Origin of the sequence: Streptomyces xiamenensis (assembly GCF_000993785.3) — a bacterium.
Classification (GTDB): Bacteria; Actinomycetota; Actinomycetes; order Streptomycetales; family Streptomycetaceae; genus Streptomyces; species Streptomyces xiamenensis.
The window spans coordinates 3588654-3604885 of record NZ_CP009922.3 but is presented as its reverse complement, the minus strand read 5'-3'; the positions used below and the strand labels follow the sequence as shown (position 1 = coordinate 3604885).

Annotated in this window: 16 protein-coding genes; 9 read left to right on the top strand and 7 right to left on the bottom strand. The window is 72.3% G+C overall.

Translation table 11 applies throughout. The annotated features are described in order from the left end of the window. Positions 1-58 precede the first annotated feature (58 nt). A complete protein-coding gene (locus tag SXIM_RS16615; RefSeq protein ID WP_046724553.1) occupies positions 59-310 on the bottom strand; it encodes a hypothetical protein in 252 nt (83 codons plus the stop codon). A 115-nt stretch (positions 311-425) separates the two neighbouring features. After that, positions 426-1055, bottom strand: a complete 630-nt coding sequence (locus SXIM_RS16610; protein ID WP_246156893.1) for a class I SAM-dependent methyltransferase — start codon at positions 1053-1055, stop codon at positions 426-428. Positions 1056-1523: 468 nt separating this feature from the next. Here SXIM_RS16610 and SXIM_RS16605 point away from each other — a divergent pair, with 468 nt between their 5' ends. Beyond that, the gene (locus SXIM_RS16605) at positions 1524-3188 is read left to right on the top strand and encodes an AAA family ATPase (RefSeq protein ID WP_046724551.1); all 1665 of its coding nucleotides are present in this window, start codon (positions 1524-1526) and stop codon (positions 3186-3188) included. A gap of 42 nt (positions 3189-3230) precedes the next feature. Here SXIM_RS16605 and SXIM_RS16600 read toward each other — a convergent pair whose 3' ends face one another. Beyond that, a complete protein-coding gene (locus SXIM_RS16600; protein ID WP_046725717.1) occupies positions 3231-3581 on the bottom strand; it encodes a hypothetical protein in 351 nt (116 codons plus the stop codon). A 103-nt stretch (positions 3582-3684) separates the two neighbouring features. Between SXIM_RS16600 and SXIM_RS16595 the strand changes: the two genes are divergently transcribed. The 4 genes from SXIM_RS16595 (at position 3685) to SXIM_RS16580 (ending at position 7627) form a co-directional block, all read left to right on the top strand. Next, positions 3685-4470, top strand: a complete 786-nt coding sequence (locus tag SXIM_RS16595) for a DsbA family protein (RefSeq protein WP_046724549.1) — start codon at positions 3685-3687, stop codon at positions 4468-4470. Between the two features lie 148 nt (positions 4471-4618). Next, positions 4619-5785 carry a C40 family peptidase gene (locus tag SXIM_RS16590; RefSeq protein WP_078846948.1) on the top strand — a complete coding sequence of 389 codons (1167 nt, stop codon included), beginning with the start codon at positions 4619-4621 and terminating at the stop codon, positions 5783-5785. A gap of 64 nt (positions 5786-5849) precedes the next feature. Beyond that, on the top strand, positions 5850-7091 hold the full coding sequence (locus SXIM_RS16585; RefSeq protein ID WP_046724546.1) for a hypothetical protein: 1242 nt from the start codon (positions 5850-5852) through the stop codon (positions 7089-7091). A 32-nt stretch (positions 7092-7123) separates the two neighbouring features. Next, positions 7124-7627 carry a DoxX family protein gene (locus SXIM_RS16580; protein WP_046724544.1) on the top strand — a complete coding sequence of 168 codons (504 nt, stop codon included), beginning with the start codon at positions 7124-7126 and terminating at the stop codon, positions 7625-7627. 42 nt (positions 7628-7669) lie between these two features. Here SXIM_RS16580 and SXIM_RS27475 read toward each other — a convergent pair whose 3' ends face one another. Both SXIM_RS27475 and SXIM_RS28565 read right to left on the bottom strand, forming a co-directional pair. After that, positions 7670-7942, bottom strand: a complete 273-nt coding sequence (locus tag SXIM_RS27475) for a hypothetical protein (protein ID WP_030729082.1) — start codon at positions 7940-7942, stop codon at positions 7670-7672. Further along, positions 7939-9417 carry a PspC domain-containing protein gene (locus SXIM_RS28565; protein ID WP_046724542.1) on the bottom strand — a complete coding sequence of 493 codons (1479 nt, stop codon included), beginning with the start codon at positions 9415-9417 and terminating at the stop codon, positions 7939-7941. Before SXIM_RS28565 ends, SXIM_RS27475 begins: the two co-directional genes overlap by 4 nt. Positions 9418-9573: 156 nt before the next feature. Here SXIM_RS28565 and SXIM_RS16570 point away from each other — a divergent pair, with 156 nt between their 5' ends. Both SXIM_RS16570 and SXIM_RS16565 read left to right on the top strand, forming a co-directional pair. Next, a complete protein-coding gene (locus tag SXIM_RS16570; RefSeq protein WP_030729090.1) occupies positions 9574-10878 on the top strand; it encodes an ATP-binding protein in 1305 nt (434 codons plus the stop codon). Beyond that, on the top strand, positions 10875-11546 hold the full coding sequence (locus SXIM_RS16565) for a LuxR C-terminal-related transcriptional regulator (protein ID WP_046724540.1): 672 nt from the start codon (positions 10875-10877) through the stop codon (positions 11544-11546). The genes SXIM_RS16570 and SXIM_RS16565 overlap by 4 nt, the downstream gene beginning before the upstream one ends. Before the next feature lie 31 nt (positions 11547-11577). Here the strand turns inward: SXIM_RS16565 and SXIM_RS16560 are convergent, their stop codons facing one another. Both SXIM_RS16560 and guaA read right to left on the bottom strand, forming a co-directional pair. Next, the gene (locus SXIM_RS16560) at positions 11578-12174 is read right to left on the bottom strand and encodes a Uma2 family endonuclease (protein ID WP_046724538.1); all 597 of its coding nucleotides are present in this window, start codon (positions 12172-12174) and stop codon (positions 11578-11580) included. Between the two features lie 117 nt (positions 12175-12291). After that, complete coding sequence (guaA, locus tag SXIM_RS16555; RefSeq protein ID WP_030729101.1) at positions 12292-13887, bottom strand: glutamine-hydrolyzing GMP synthase; 1596 nt, start codon at positions 13885-13887, stop codon at positions 12292-12294. A 299-nt stretch (positions 13888-14186) separates the two neighbouring features. On the opposite strand from guaA, the gene SXIM_RS16550 reads away from it, so the two are divergent. Both SXIM_RS16550 and SXIM_RS16545 read left to right on the top strand, forming a co-directional pair. Next, positions 14187-14501 (top strand): chorismate mutase, encoded by a 315-nt coding sequence (locus tag SXIM_RS16550; RefSeq protein ID WP_030729105.1) that lies wholly within the window; start codon positions 14187-14189, stop codon positions 14499-14501. Positions 14502-15197: 696 nt separating this feature from the next. Next, on the top strand, positions 15198-16232 hold the full coding sequence (locus SXIM_RS16545; protein ID WP_046724535.1) for an LAETG motif-containing sortase-dependent surface protein: 1035 nt from the start codon (positions 15198-15200) through the stop codon (positions 16230-16232).

The window sequence follows — 16232 nt, the reverse complement described above, 5'->3', positions numbered from 1 at the left end:
GGGCCGCCTTCCTCCTCCTCGCCCCACTGGTGGTACTGCCGGTAGGCGGGGCGCTGCATCAGGATGCGCTGCATGACGTGGATCGCGTCGACGACATCGGGCTGTCGGAGGGGTGGATCTGCGGCAGCGCGAAGAACGCGGCGCCGGCGCGGGCCACCAGGAGCCAGGCGTCCGCATCCTGTTCGGTGAAGCCGAGGCGCAGGACGCGGGAGCGGTCGCGCAGTTCGGCCTCGGTCCACTCGCCGGTGGCGGGGCCCGGGGGCGGGGTCGCGTCGGCGCTGGGGGCGGCCTGCGCGGCGGCGCGTGCCACCCAAGAGGGTGCGGCGGGAGACAGGCGGAGGTGTCATGGACCCAACCGTCCCAGCGCCGACTTCCCGTCGCACGAGGCGTCGTTGGACACGTCACCCGGCACGCCGCCAGGCGCGTCACACGGCGCGGCGCACCTTCCAGATCTCCTCGGTCGGCCACTGCCGCGCCCACCCGGGCTCCACCGTGCTGTCATCGCTGAACCACCGCGTCCCCGGATCCCCCTCGGGCGCCGCCAGCTCCAGCAACTTCTCCACCTCGAAGCCGTTCTCCCGCAGCAGCCCGATCAACTCCCCGTGCGGCAGGTTGAACTCGGTGGCGCCCCGCTCCCACTCCAGCCGCCGCAGCCCGAACAGCGGACGCAGCAACTCCGTTCTCACCTGTCCGTGTTCCGGCAGGCACATCGCGAACAACGGTGAGGGCCGCAGGAACACCAGCCGCCCGCCCGGCGTCAGCAGCCGCGCCGCCTCCGGGATCCACTGGTGCGGATCGCACCACAGCGAGGCCCCGTACTCACTGATCGCGAAGTCGAACACGCCGTCCCGGCAGGGCACCCGCCCCGCGTCCGCCTGCACCAGCGCGAACCCGAGGCCGAACTCGTCCCGCAGCGCCCGCGCCGTCTCCAACTGCCGCGCCGAGACGTCGACCCCCACCACCCGGGCCCCGGCCCGCGCCAGCCAGGCCGAGACGTAGCCCGTACCGCAGCCCAGTTCGATGACGCGCTGCCCGGCGATGCCGGCCGGGATCACCCCCGCCCGCGCCTCCGGCGTCCCTCACAGCCCCCAGCTGGGCTCAGCGGCCTCCCAGTGTTCCCGCGCCACCGGTCCGTGCGCGTCGGCACCGACCCCGTCCCAGTACCGCCGATTCCGTTCCACGTCCGCATCCCTGGCCATGGAACCAATCCCATCGGCTCCACCCCGCCCCGGCAACCGGTTTCACCACGCGGAACCGACAGCCTTCACCCCTGTTCCGATGCGTCGGCTCCGGCGATCACGTGGAATGGGACCTCAGCGCCCACATGGATGAGAACACCACCTCCCACTGCGCACGGTGATTGGGCAGAGATCACCGAGTAACATCGGCCCCCTGTTGGCGAACACCTGGCCGTTTTCGCTGATGGACAGAGCGAGGAGTGCGCAGAGGAAGGGGACGCGATGCCAGGCGGCGGTACGCCACGGCGGGCAGCGAAAAAAGCCGAACAGTCATGGCTACACGCCATGCAGTCGTTCCGTCGCGGGCACACCGCCGCAGCGGTCACCGCCTTCGACGCGGCGGTACGGCACGACCCCACGACCGCCGATGCCTGGCTGGGCCTGCACGCCGTGGGAGAACGACAGCAGGAGGCGCTGGACTTCATGGGGCGCCACGCGGAGATGTTCGGAACGCTTCGCACTCGGCACCGGATGCCGTTGTCCTCACGCTTTTCCCTGGGTGAACACGTCACCTTCCGTCTGGAAAACCGCCGCGATCTCTGGCTGGCGCAGCACGCGGCATTGTTGGACAACGGCCTGCCCCATGAAGCGTGGGCCAGCCTCGGGCAGGCCTACCTCGACTGCGACGAAACGCGTTTCCTGTGCACCCGGTGCGCGTATCTTCGTCAGGAGTGGCGAGGGGTACTCAGTCTGTCGGGTGGCATCGAGGACGCTTTTCTGCGGGACGAGGCGCACATGTACACCGGCGTGGCCCTCGTCCACCTGGAAATCTTTCATGAGGCGCTGCGCACGCTCGCCCCACTACCCCAGCGGCTTGAGTCCGGAGGTCACTTCGAGGCCGAGGTGGCATACTGGCGTGGCCGGGCCCATCAGGGCCTGGGCTCTAACGAGGAAGCGCTGAAACACTTCCAGTACGCGTTCCGTTGCTGGCCGGGGCTTTACGACGTGGCCGAGCTGGCCCGCGCAACGCGACCCGAACCCGTCACGGTCACCCCGCCCACCCCGCACAGCGATGTCGTGGCGGCCCCACAGGCGCCAGAACCTCCCGACCCAAGCTCACCGAACGACGAGGACCGCACCGCCGCGCTGACCGAGGCCCTGGCTGAGCTCGACGGCATGATCGGTCTGGAGCCTGTGAAGCGCCAGATCCGTACCATGGTGGCCCAGTTGCGCATGGCCGCTCTGCGGGAACAGCAGGGCCTGCCAACCAGCACTCGGCCTCAGCACTTCGTGTTCGCGGGACCGCCCGGAACCGGGAAGACCACCGTGGCGCGGATCGTGGGCAGGTTTTTCTCGGGCCTCGGACTGCTGGCTCGTGGCCACGTCGTCGAGGCGCAGCGGGCGGATCTCGTCGGGCAACATCTGGGCAGTACTGCCCTCAAGACGTCGACCGTCATTGACTCCGCGATGGATGGAGTGTTGTTCATCGACGAGGCGTACTCGCTTTCCAACGACGGTTATCACGGTGGGGACGCGTTTGGGGACGAGGCGCTTCAGGTACTGCTCAAACGTGCTGAGGACGACCGGGATCGCCTCGTGGTGATCCTGGCCGGGTACTGGCAAGAAATGGCTTCCCTGCTGGCGGTCAATCCCGGTCTGACCTCGCGATTCACCACCCTGGTGGAATTTCCCTCCTACACGCCGGATGAGCTGGGACGCATCGCCCGCGTTCTCCTCTCCCAGAGCGGGGACGTGCTATCGGCAGACGCCGAGGACGTACTGACCCGCTCGCTGCACACGGTCGCGGATCGCATCGATGTCCTGGGCAACGGCCGCTTCGTGCGCAACCTGTGCCAGAAGGCTGCGGCTCAGCGCGACCTGCGACTGGAGGAGGCCTTGGTGGCGGGTGTGACGCCCACCCGCGGTGAGCTGGTGACCGTGCGGGAGCCGGACCTTACGAGCGCCTTCCGGGAACTCACCGGGAGCCTCGACACGACGGCGGGGCGCTGACCCGCGACAGTGCCTCGCGTCACACCCAGCCCGGGCCCCGGCTCACCACAGCGTGGCGATGAAGATGTTCGCCGTGGTCAGCAGGCCGATGGTGCCGAAGACGGGGGCGGAGAGCCTCTCCTCGTCGCGGTTGATGTAGGCCAGCACGCTCAGGACCAGCAGCAGGGCCAGCTTCACGGCGATCTTGGTGTTGTTCACCTCGTTGTCGTCGGCCTGGTTCAGGCCGACCAGCACGAGGCCCGTCACCAGCATCGTCGCCGCGCCGTGCAGCATGCCGGGAACGATCCGGGCCTCGCCCTTGCCCATCGCCTTCATCTGGGTGAGGAAACCACCCAGCAGGGCCGCGATACCGATGATGTGCAGGGCGACGAAAATGTGGATGAGTACGTCCATGCCGCGCAGCGTACGCACCCCCTTTTCCCGGAAAAACAGGGCCCCGCATTACGCTCGGCAGGAAGCGTGTGCACACTCTCCCCCAGCCTCAGAAGGTCCTGCGATGCCCTCGTCCCGGCCGTCCAAGCCCGCCCGGCGCCCCGCCGCCCAGCAGCAGCGCCCGTACGCGGTGCGCAAGCGCCCGCTGACCTTCGCGGTGCTGGCGGGGGTGCTCATCCTGGTGCTGGTCTTCGGGGCGATGGCCGCGCTGTTCAGCAGCGGCAACAGCACCGCCGGCAACCAGCGGAACCCGATCCCCGAGGAGGGCACCGTCCTGCCGCTCCCCGAGGGGCACCCGGCCCTCGCCCTGGCCCGCCGCGACGCGGAGGACCCCCTCGCGATGGGCGACGCGGACGCGCCGGTGGTCATGATCGAGTACAGCGACTTCCAGTCGGCGTTCAGCGGCACCCACGCCCGCGGTGTGCACCACGAGCTGATCGCGGAGTACGTGGACGCCGGGGCGCTGCGCATCGAGTTCCGCAACTTCCCGGTCTACGGTCCCGAGTCGGACGCCGCCTCGCGCGCCGCCTGGGCTGCCGGGCAGCAGGGGCGGTTCTGGGAGTTCTACGACGCGGCGTTCGCGGACGAGTTCCACCGCGACACCGGCCGGTTCTCCGAGGAGGGCCTGCGGGAGCTGGCTCAGGCGGCGGGGGTGCCGGACGTGGAGCGGATGCTCACCGACATGGAGTCCCCGGAGGCGGACGAGGCGGTGGCCACGGACGCCGAGGAGGGGGTCGAGCTCGGCGCCACCACCACGCCGGCCTTCCTCGTCAACGGTCATCCGATCGTGGGGGCGCAGTCCATGGACACGTTCCGCGACACCATCGACCAGCTTCTCGACGCCGCGTGACGACCATCACACCCATCGTCAAGAGCGAACCGACCCGGCCAGATCACCCGGAGTGAAGCGGTCACCATCGATCACGGATCGAGCGTTTGCCGCCAATCCCGTTCTAGTGGCTCCGTAGCGGTACCCGGCCCGCCTAGCGTCCTCAGCCATGGCCCAGCATCGCAAGCCCGGCTCCCCCAGCTACCCGTGGCGCAGATCCCCCGTCACCGCCACCACCCCGGCCGCCGGCGCCGGGACCGGCACCCCGGCCGGCCACCGCAGGCCCCGCTCCGGCGGCGCCGTGCGGACCACCGCCACCCTCACGCTGGCCGGCGCGGCCTCGGCGGCGGTGGCCGGCGGCGGTACGGCGCTGGCCGACCCCGCCGCCCAGGGGCCGGGCACCGCGGAGGTACGCGAGCAGGTCGACACCCTGCACCACGAGGCCGAGCAGGCCACCGAGCGCCACCACGCCGCGAATGAGGCCGCCGAGCTGGCCGAACGCGACCTCGAACGGATCAGCCGGGCCGCCGACAGCAGCACCGACCGGCTCAACGGCTACCGCCGGGCCCTGGGCTCGCACGCCGCCGCCCAGTACCGGGCCGGCGGGCTGCCGCCCGAGGTCCAGCTGGCGCTCTCCTCCGACCCCGACGAGTACCTGGCCCGCGCCGCCACCATGGACCGCAGCGGCGACCGGCAGGCCGACGCCCTGTCCGGCGCCCGGCAGCAGCTGCTCGACCTCGAACGGCTGCGGGCCGAGGCCGCCGACGTACGGGACGAGCTGACCGGCGCCCGCGAGGAGGCCGAGGCCGAACGGGACACCGTGGAGGCCAAGCTCGCCGAGGCCGAGGACCTGCTGGCGACCCTCACCGAGCGGGAACAGCGGGAGCTGCTCGCCCGGGAGTCCCACGGCACCGGCACACCGGGCGCCGGTACGGACGCGAGTACGACCGCCACCCCCGCCGGCACCACCCCGGCCCCGGCCGGCGGCCCCCGCGCCCAGGCCGCCACCGCCTACGCCCTCGCCCAGCTCGGCAAGCCGTACGGCTGGGGCGCCACCGGACCCGACGCGTACGACTGCTCGGGGCTCACCCAGGCCGCCTGGTCCGCCGCCGGGGTCTCCCTCCCGCGCACCAGCCAGAGCCAGTCCGGCGCCGGGACCAAGGTCAGCCGCGACCAACTCGCCCCCGGTGATCTGGTGTTCTATTACTCCGGTCTCACCCATGTCGGCATGTACATCGGCAACGGCCAGATCGTGCACGCCTCGCGCCCCGGAACCCCCGTCCGCACCGCCCCGGTGGACTCCATGCCCTTCGTCACCGCGACCCGGCCCGCGTGATGTGAACCGCCCCGGATAGGGCAGAATTTCCCTCCCACAGTGCAGGCGGGGGAGGGAACCCATCGTGTCCGTGCAGCCGGCTCCAGAAGGCGACTGCCCGCTGGCGGCCCGCGCCGACCACCGGCGCGCCGAGCGGGCGTTCCGCGCCGAGCGCGAACGCCTGGCCGCCGGCCACGGCATACCCGAAGCCCTCGCCTACTCCCCCGAGGCCACCCGGCAGTGGGTCTCCGACGAACTCACCGCCGCCGCCCACACCGTCGCCGACCGGGCCCGCGCCGCGGGCCCCGCCTGGCTGCGGCTGCGCGCCCGGCGCACCACCCTCGTGCTGTGGTCGGCGGTCTTCGCCCTCCTCCTGGGCCAGGCACTCACCGCGATGGGCTCCGGCTGGACCCTGCCGCGCACCGCCGCGCTGCTCGCCGCCGTGCTCCTCGCCGCGCCGCTCACCGCCGTGGCCTGGCTGCACCGCGACCGCGGTGGCGTGCTCGCGCCGCTGATCGGCCCGGACAACCGCGTCTCCACCTCCCGTACGGTCGCGGCCGGCTGGCTGCTGCTCGCCGCGTACGCCGTGCTCACGCTCGCCCTCACCCTCGCCGGCACCGACGACCCCGCCCGCCGCGCCGAGCTGCGCGCCGGACTCGACCTGCCGCACGGCGGCGGGCTGCTCACCGTGGTCGCGCTGGGCTGCGCCGTCGCTCTGTGGACCGGGCACGCCGTGGCGCACCGGGTACGGCACTTCCGCGCCCAGAAGGTGCGCGCCCTGCGCCCGCGCGCCCTGGACCCGCTCACCGACGACTCGGGCGGCATCAGCTTCACCGCGGCCCAGTACGTCCTGGTCAACACCGCCGCCCTCGTCTTCGCCGCCGTCCAGCTGACCCGCGACCCCTACCAACTGCCCAGCCCGCCCTGGGCACTCGCCGCCCTGGTGGCGATCTCCGCGCTCGGCTACGCCGCCGCCAAGCTCACCGAGGGCGGCCGTCCGGTCATCCAGTCGGTGGTCCGGGTCCGCGAGCCGGGCGCGCCGCACTCCCCCATCCGGTACGGCGACGAACTGGAGATCCGCGGCTCCGGCTTCGTGCCCCCCGGCGCCGAAGCCGCCGACCTGGTGGCAGGGACGACCGTACGGATCGGCGACGTGCTGGTCCCGGTGCCGCTCGTCCCGGTGCCCGGCGGCGGCTTCGCCAACCCCAGCGACACCGTGCTGCGGCTGCCGGTCCCCGCCGAACTCGACCCGGGCCCGGTCGACATCCAGGTCATCACCGCGGCGGGCACGGAGTCTGGCCGGTACCCGATCACGGTGGCAGACTGAACCACTCCGACCCACCGGAGGGGGCGCCCGCCATGGCACTGACACCCGACCCGCGCCCCGGCGGCCCGACCGCCGCCCGCTACGCCCTGCTGCCGCTGCGCCTCTTCCTGGGCGTGACGTTCCTCTACGCGGGCCTGGACAAGTACCTGAACGCGGGCCCGTTCTCCGCCTTCTCCCGCGAACACTCCCTCGCCCTGCTGGAGTTCTCCCGCGAGAGCACCCCCGTACCGTGGCTGGTGGATCTCGCCGCGGACCACCCCGCGCTCGTCGGCCACGGCGCGGCGATCACCGAGATCCTCGTCGGACTCTGTGTGCTGACGGGCCTGTTGACCCGGGCCGCCGCCGTACTGGGCGCGCTCCTCACGTTCCTGATGTGGCTGACCGTCTCCTGGAGCACGTCCCCGTACTACTTCGGCGCCGACCTGCCCTACCTCTTCGGCTTCATCACGCTGGCGCTGACCGGCAGCGGCCCGTACGCGCTGGACGCCCACCTCGCCCACCGCGAACACCGCCGCGGCAGCCTCATCTTCGGCTGACGGTCGCCCGGCGCCCGGCGGACGGCGGACGGCGGACGGCGCTCAGGACAGCCGGTCCCCGGCCGGCCGGTCCCGCTCGCCGCGCTCCTCGCCCTTCTCCTTGCGCGAGCGCCGCACCGACTGCGTGACGATCGACACCACCCCGGCGAGCAGCAGCGAACCCGCCACCAGCGCCAGCAGCACTCCCACCGGCAGCCGCCCCTCGTGGTCACGCGCCTGGACGTAGGCCAGGACGCCGATGGCCAGCAGCGCCAGCCCCAGCACCAGCCGGGCCGGCTCGAAACGGTGCCGGTCGATCCCTCGGTACTGGCTCATGACGCCATCTCCGCTTCCGCATCGAGTGCCGCGAGCGTGTCGAGGCGGACCACTTCCACATGCCCGATCCCCATGTCCAGGGTCAGCTCCACGGTGCCGACCGCGTCCACGTCGCCCGGCGGCGCGTACCGGTCCGTCTGGTCGTTGTTGATCCCGCCCCACACATGGTCGGGGCCGCCGGTGGAAGCGTAGTCGGGCACCTCGTTGTAGGTGTACGCGCCGGCGGAGATCCTGGTGTGCACGACCACCTCGGCGTTCAGGGGCACGATCACCTTGATCTGCCCGGCGCCGGCCTCCACCGTGGTGCGGACGGTCTCGCCGTCCGCCAGGACCAGCCCGCCCAGATCCAGCGAGCCCCGCCCCGTCCCCAGCTCGTACCGGTCCGCCACCTGGTCGGCCGCCACCGCCTCCCAGGACGTGTCCGTCCAGCTCGTGGTGATGTTCTTCGGCAGCACCGACGCCCCGGCCAGCAGCACCGTGGTCAGCACGACCACCACCACGCTGCCCGCCCCGAGCCGCCCGAAGAACGCGCTGAGCAGCCAGCCGCCCCCGTACACCACCAGGACCGTGGCGAAGGTGCACACCAGCACCGTGCCCAGCGGATAGCGGAACCAGGTGGCCGCCATCGCCACCAGGCCCGCCACCACAGCGGTCAGGAAGACCAGCCCGCCCAGCCACGCGCCGCGGCGCGGCGGCGGCATCGGCGCCCGCCGCGTCAGCGGGGTGCCCGGCGGCGGCGGCGCCCACGGCCCGCCCGGGCCCCCCGGATGCGCCGTGCCGGTGGGCGGCGGCCCGCCGTACGGCGCGTACTGCCCCGTCGCCGCGTCCGCCGGCCCCCACAGATAGGTCCCCTGCTGCCCGTGCACCGCCATCGTCCTTCCCCCGACTCCCCCGACTGCCCCGGCTCCCCCGGGCCCGCCCGCTTCCCGCCACCACGAGGCGACCGCCCTGGCCGGCGGTGCCTGCGCCTCCGGCGGCGCGGTCGCCACCGCCTCCGCGGCACCCGTGCGCCGCTCCCGCTCGTCCTCCCCCGCCAGCGCCCGGCGCCGCGACCAGTAGGCCGCCCCGCCGACCGAGGCCACCAGCATCGCCGAGAACCACATCGCCGGATGGCGCGTGCTCACCGACGCCACATACAGCCCGCAGCCCACCAGCGTGCACAGCAGCGCGGTCAGCCCCGGGCCCTCCACCCGGCCCGACAGCAGCCGCCGGCCCTCGTTCTCCTCCTCGCCCTCGAACGGAATCAGCAGCCAGGCGACCCCGTACGCGATCAGACCTAGGCCGCCGATGACCGACAGCACGGCCAGCGGCACCCGGAACAGCACCGGATCGAGATGGAAATACCGGCCCAGGCCACCGCACACCCCGCCGGCCACCTTGTGCCGGCGGCTGCGGGTCAGCCGCGCCGTCACCGGTGCGGCCGGTGACGCCGCCGCTGCCGGGGGTGCGGAGGGGCCCGCCTCGTCCACGCTCATGCCCTCCATGGTGCGGCCTGCCGCCGACAGCCGGGATCCGGGACCGCCCCCGAGGAATCCCTGAGATCCGCGGGGCGGTGTTCCGGGGGATTTCCCCACCTCCCCTGGGGGGCACCCCTGATGTGCGCGAGGGGCCGGTCGTGTGACGATCGGAGCATGACCACCGCCACCACGCCCGCGGGCGGCACGCTGCCCTCGGCCGCGCCACCGCCCGAGGAGGTGCCCCCGCGCAAGCTGTACCGCAGCGCCGAGGGCCGCTGGCTGGGTGGCGTGGCGCAGGGCCTGGCCGGGCATGTGGGCGTGCCGGTCTCCTGGGTACGGCTCGTGCTGGCCGTCCTGGTGATGGCCAACGGTCTGGGCGTGCTCGTGTACGGCGCGTTCTGGTTCGTGGTCCCGCTGGGCACGCCGGGGCAGAAGGCCGCCGCCGCTGCCGCCGCCGCACACCGCCCGCCGCGCCCGCGGCGACCCGCCAAGGGGCAGCTGGTGGCGCTCGCGGTGCTGGCCACCGCCCTGGGCGTCCTCGCCGCCAACCTCCAGTTCTCGGTCCGCGACGTCTATCTGTGGCCGCTGCTGATCATCGCCGTCGGCGCCGCGATGGTGTGGCGGCAGGCCGACAACGCCCGCCGAGAACACTGGGCCGAGGTCACCCGCCGCACCCGCTGGCTACCACTGCTGCGCTCCGCGGCCGGCGCCGTACTCGTCACCCTCGGCGTCACCAGCTTCGTATGGCTGCGCTCGGCGACCGAACCGGGCGAGACGCTGAGCACCGCGCTCCAGGCGTCCGTGGCCGTACTGGTCGGGATCGCGCTGCTGGCCGGCCCGTACCTGGTGCGCATCGTGCAGGACCTGTCCGAGGAGCGCACGATGCGCATCCGCGCCCAGGAACGCGCCGAGGTCGCCGCCCACGTCCACGACTCGGTGCTGCACACCCTGACCCTGATCCAGCGCAACGCCGAGAACCCGCGCGAGGTGGCCCGGCTCGCCCGCGCCCAGGAACGGGACCTGCGGACCTGGCTGTACAAGTCCGCGGAGAACCCCGGAAGGGCGGAGGCCGAGGACGACGCCGCACCGCAGACCTTCGCCGAGGGCGTACGGGCCACCGCCGCCGAGGTGGAGGACCACCACGGCGTGCAGATCGAGGTGGTGTGCGTCGGCGACTGCCCGGTGGAAGAGGCGCTGAACGCGCAGCTCCAGGCGGCCCGCGAGGCGATGGTCAACGCCGCCAAGTACGGTGGCGAGAGCGGTCCGGTGCGGGTCTTCGCGGAGGTCGAAGGGCGTACGGTCTTCGTATCGGTCCGCGACCGCGGCCCCGGCTTCGACCCGGAGACGGTACCGGCCGACCGGATGGGCGTGCGCGAGTCCATCATCGGCCGGATGGGGCGGCACGGCGGCACGGCGCGGGTGAAGTCCACGGCGGGCGAGGGGACAGAAGTGGAACTGACGATGGAGCGATCGGCATGACAGCGGGAGCGGCGGCGGAGCGGCGGGCGCGGGTGGTCCTGGTGGACGACCACCGGATGTTCCGGGCCGGGGTACGGGCGGAGATCGGCCGCACCGAGGAGACGGGCGTCGAGGTCGTCGGCGAGGCGGGCGACGTCGACCAGGCGGTCACGGTCATCAAGGCGACCCGCCCCGATGTGGTGCTGCTGGACGTCCACCTCCCGGGCGGCGGCGGCGTGGAGGTGCTGCGCCGCAGCGCGGGCCTGCTGTCCTCGGTGCGCTTCCTGGCGCTGTCCGTCTCCGACGCGGCGGAGGACGTCATCGGCGTGATCCGCGGCGGGGCGCGCGGCTACGTCACCAAGAACATCACCGGCACCGACCTGGTGGACGCGATCTTCCGCGTCTCGGACGGCGACGCGGTGTTCTCCCCGCGGCTGGCCGGCTTCGTCCTGGACGCCTTCGCCTCCTCGGACACCACCCCGGTCGACGAGGACCTGGACCGGCTGACCCAGCGCGAACGCGAGGTGCTGCGCCTGATCGCGCGCGGCTACGCGTACAAGGAGGTCGGCAAGGAGCTCTTCATTTCGGTGAAGACGGTCGAGAGCCACGTCTCGGCGGTGCTGCGCAAGCTCCAGCTCTCCAACCGCCACGAACTGACCCGCTGGGCGACGGCCCGCCGCCTGGTCTGACCCGCTTCGCTCGGCGATCGCCGTCCGGTGGCTAGAGCCGCTGGACGGTGGTCAGATCGATGTCGATGGTGAAGGGCACCGAGAGCTTCAGCTGGTCGTGGTGGATACCGGTGAGGCTGTAAGCACGGGTCGTCTCGTCCAACTCATAGACGTGAACGCGCGGCAGCCCGTCCTCACCACGCTCGACGCGCCAGAAGTGCCGGATCCCGGCCTGTGCGTAGAGCTGCGGCTTGCGCTCGCGGTCACGCTTCTCCGAGTCGGGTGACACCACCTCGACCGCCAGGATCACGTGCCGGGCCCGGTAGTACGTCTCGTCGTTCTCGTCGTCGGGGATGCCTTCCGCCCGCAGGACGCAGATGTCGGGCTCCGGCCCCTGCCGTGTGTCGATGACGACCGTCATCTCCCGCCGCACCCGCAGCTCACCGGGAACCGTTCGATGGAGCCCCGCCTCCAGTACGAACATCGTCAGCGTGTGGAAGCTCCGCTGCGGACTCACGAAGACCAGGCTCCCGTCGATCAGCTCGGTGTGGGGCGGGAGGTCGGGCAGCGTCAGCAGGTGGTCAACCGTGTATCCGTCGGGCGGCGGCACCGGCCACGCGGCAGAAGTCTGCGGCTTTGCGGCAGTCATGATTCCTCCCATACGACGGGACAGTAGACCGGGAAATCAGCCTATCGACCGCAGAAAGGGTTCGCCCTCACCCACACGTGTGGGTGAGGGCGAACCCTTTGACGGTGCCGTGTGGGGTCACTCCCACTCGATGGTGCCCGGGGGCTTGCTCGTGATGTCGAGGGTGACCCGGTTGACGTCCGGGACCTCGTTGGTGATGCGGTTGGAGATCTTCGCCAGCAGGTCGTACGGCAGGCGCGACCAGTCCGCCGTCATCGCGTCCTCCGAGGAGACCGGACGCAGCACGATCGGGTGGCCGTAGGTGCGGCCGTCGCCCTGCACGCCGACGCTGCGGACGTCCGCCAGCAGCACGACCGGGCACTGCCAGATCTCCCGGTCCAGGCCGGCCGCCGTCAGTTCCTCGCGGACGATCGCGTCGGCCGCCCGCAGAACGGTCAGCCGCTCCCGGGTCACCTCGCCGACGATCCGGATGCCCAGGCCGGGGCCCGGGAACGGCTGCCGGTGCACGATCGAGTCCGGCAGGCCCAGCTCGGCGCCGACCATCCGGACCTCGTCCTTGAACAGCATCCGCAGCGGCTCGACCAGCTCGAACTCGATGTCGTCCGGCAGCCCGCCCACGTTGTGGTGGGACTTGATGTTCGCCGTGCCGGTGCCGCCGCCCGACTCCACCACGTCCGGGTAGAGCGTGCCCTGCACCAGGAACGCCACGTCCTCGCCGGCCGCGCCCGCCTCGGCGATCAGCTCGGCCTGGGCCTGCTCGAAGACCCGGATGAACTCCCGGCCGATGATCTTCCGCTTCTGCTCCGGGTCGCTGACCCCGGCCAGCGCGTCCAGGAACCGCTCGGAGGCGTCCACCACGCGCAGCTGGGCGCCGGTGGAGGCCACGAACTCCTTCTCGACCTGCTCGCTCTCGCCCTGCCGCATGAGTCCGTGGTCCACGTACACGCAGGTGAGCTGGTCCCCGATGGCCTTGACCACCAGGGCGGCGGCCACCGCCGAGTCCACTCCGCCGGACAGCGCGCAGATCGCCCGCTTCCCGCCGACTTGGGCCTTGATCGCGGCGACCTGCTCCTCCACGATGCTGCCGGTGGTCCAGCTGGGGTCGAGCCCGGCGCCCCGGTACAGGAAGTGCTCCAGCAGCTGCTGGCCGTGCGTGGAGTGCAGCACCTCGGGGTGGTGCTGGACGCCGTACAGCCGCCGCTCGTCGTTCTCGAACGCCGCCACCGTGACCGTGTCGGTCGAGGCGCTCACGGTGAAGCCCTCGGGGGCGGCGGAGCAGGCGTCGCCGTGCGACATCCACACCTGCTGGCGCTCGGGGGTGCCGGAGAAGAGCGTGGAGTCGATCCGCTCCACGGCCAGCTCGGTACGGCCGTACTCGCGCGAGCCGGTGTTGTCGACGGTGCCGCCCAGCTCGCGGGCCATCAGCTGGAAGCCGTAGCACAGGCCGAGCACCGGCACCCCGGCCTCGAAGAGCGCGCGGTCGATGCCGGGAGCGCCCTCCGCGTACACGGACGAGGGTCCGCCGGAGAGGATGATCGCCTTGGGACGCTTGGCCAGCATCTCGGCCACCGGCATGGTGGACGGCACGATCTCGCTGTACACCCGTGCCTCACGCACCCTGCGGGCGATGAGCTGGGCGTACTGGGCGCCGAAGTCGACGACGAGAACGGTGTCGGGCGCGGACACAGGCGCGGGAGGAGGCGCAGAAGCCACGGGGCGGCCTTTCGGCGGTGGAGCGGGGTTCTTGGCACCGAGTCTACCGAGAGCGCGGGGGCGCCCCGGCTGGCCGGTTGCCGGGGTGCGCTGGCATACTCGGGCGCATGCTTCGTCACGCGCGTCTGTTTACCTATGGCACCGGCCCGGCCGGCTGCCACACGGCGCGCTGCGTTCAGCACTGACGCGGCACACGCGACCACCAGGCGCCCCGGGCTCACGGCCCGGGGCGCTTTCGCGTGGTGCGCCGGGGCCGTGACCGGCCGGGGCTCCGTCCGTACCGAGGAGACCTGCGACACATGACCACCACCCAGAGCACCCGTACGAGCCCGACCGCCGCCGCGACCGCCGCCCCCGACACGGCGACCGCGCGCATCGCCGGTGCCCGGCAGCGGATCGACGATCTCGACGCCCGCATCGTGGCGCTGATCAAGGAACGGATGAGCGCCTCGGACGAGATCCAGCAGATCCGCATCACCGACGGCGGGCGGCGGGTCGATCTCGCCCGCGAGATGGACATCCTGCGGCACTACGGTGACGCGCTGGGCCGCGAGCGCGGTACCCGGCTGGCGATGACGCTGCTGGAGCTGTGCCGGGGCACCGGCTGCCGTTGACCGTCGCGCGCACGCGCGGCCCGTCACCCGTACGGCGCGTGACCAGGGCGGCCCGCGCCTCGTTGAAGGAAGTGTCCCCGGAGCGATGAGACGCCTGGGCGTCGTGGGACCTCGCTCCGGTGCGCGTGGCCGGGCAGCAGGGGACAGCCGGCCGGTCACCACCCTGACGGCCGGTCCTCGGGACGCCGAGGACCGGCCGACTGGCGTGCGGCGGTGGACGGGAAGGGCAGCTCAGGGCGGGAATCGAGGGGGAGGCGGACGGCGGGCGCGGCCGATCCGGGCTCATCCGCGTATTCCCGCGCCAGGCCCTTGCCCGGAACGCCCCCCATCCCCCACCATGTCCGATACCGCGAACGCGTCATCCGACCCGGTCGGCCGGTGGCCTCCCCCTCGCCATTGGTCCGACCTGCGGCAGCGGCGCCTCCCCCGGGCGCCGCGGCACCCAGCACCGGCGGTACCGCCCTGCCGCCCGTGCTGATCGCAGAGGCCCTGGCCGCCGCTTCCCCAAGCCGGCGGCCGGGGCCTCTCTTTGTGCCCATCCGGTGAGTGCCCCATTCTCCCCATGGGCATCTCGTGTCCATTCCGTAATCACCATGGGCACAACCGATCGATTCCATGAGCTGTCCAACCCGGTGTCATCATCGTTTTACCGAGAGGCACTTGATGAAGCTTCGTCGCGCCGCCGCAGCCGCTGCCGTGACCGCTGTCATGGCCCCGGCGGCTCTGCTCGCCGCCTCCCCCGCGTTCGCCGCCGACGGGGACCCGTCCGAGACCCCTGAGGTCGTCCAGGACGCGCCCACCCCCGAACCGCAGGACGGGGACGACGCGGACGAGTCCGCGCAGGACGACACCGGGACCGACGGGACCGGCTCGGCCGGCGAGGGCATCACCGACGGTGGTACCGGCGGGGAGACCGTCCCGGACCCCGAGGACGACAACGACGACGACGAGGGCGAGGACGAGGGCGACACCGGCGACGGGTCGGACGACGGCTCCGAGGACGGGAGCGACGAGGACGAGGACGAGGAGAGCGGTGGCGACGACGGCGGCGCCCCGGTCCTTCCGGACCCCGAGGACGAGTGCGTCGACTGGGAGTTCGACGCCCCCATCAACGCCGAGCTGATCGGCCTGCCCAGCCAGGTCGTCGCGGGGCAGTGGACGGAGTTCACCTACCGCATCAGCAACGAGTTCGACAAGCCCGTCGAGACGCTCTACGCCTACGCCGAGGTCTTCGGCTGGGACAACGAGGACTTCAACGACATCGCCATCGAACTCCAGTGGTTCTTCGACGGTGCCTGGGAGAACATCGAGGACCAGTACGGCTACTTCGGTGAGACCGACGTCCTCGCCCCCGGTGAGTACGTCGAGGCCCAGCTGCGGCTGAAGGTCGCCGACGACGCCCCGGCCGGCTCCGGTTACGCGCTCAGCACCGGCGTCTACGTCTCCGCCGAGGGCGGCCTGTGCCAGGAAGGCGAGTGGAACATCTACGACTTCGAGATCGTTCCCGCCGGCACCACCCCGGACGACAAGCCCTCGACCGGCACCAAGGGGCAGGGCAACAAGCCCGCCCCGCAGGGTGAGTTCGAGCAGCTGCCGGTGACCGGCGAGCTGGCGGCCACCGGTTCGTCCTCGGCGCTGCCGATGTTCGCCCTCGCGGGTGCCACCGCGGTGGGCCTCGGCGCCGGCGCGATGTTCCTCGTCCGCCGCCGTACGGGCGCCGGCATCGCCTGA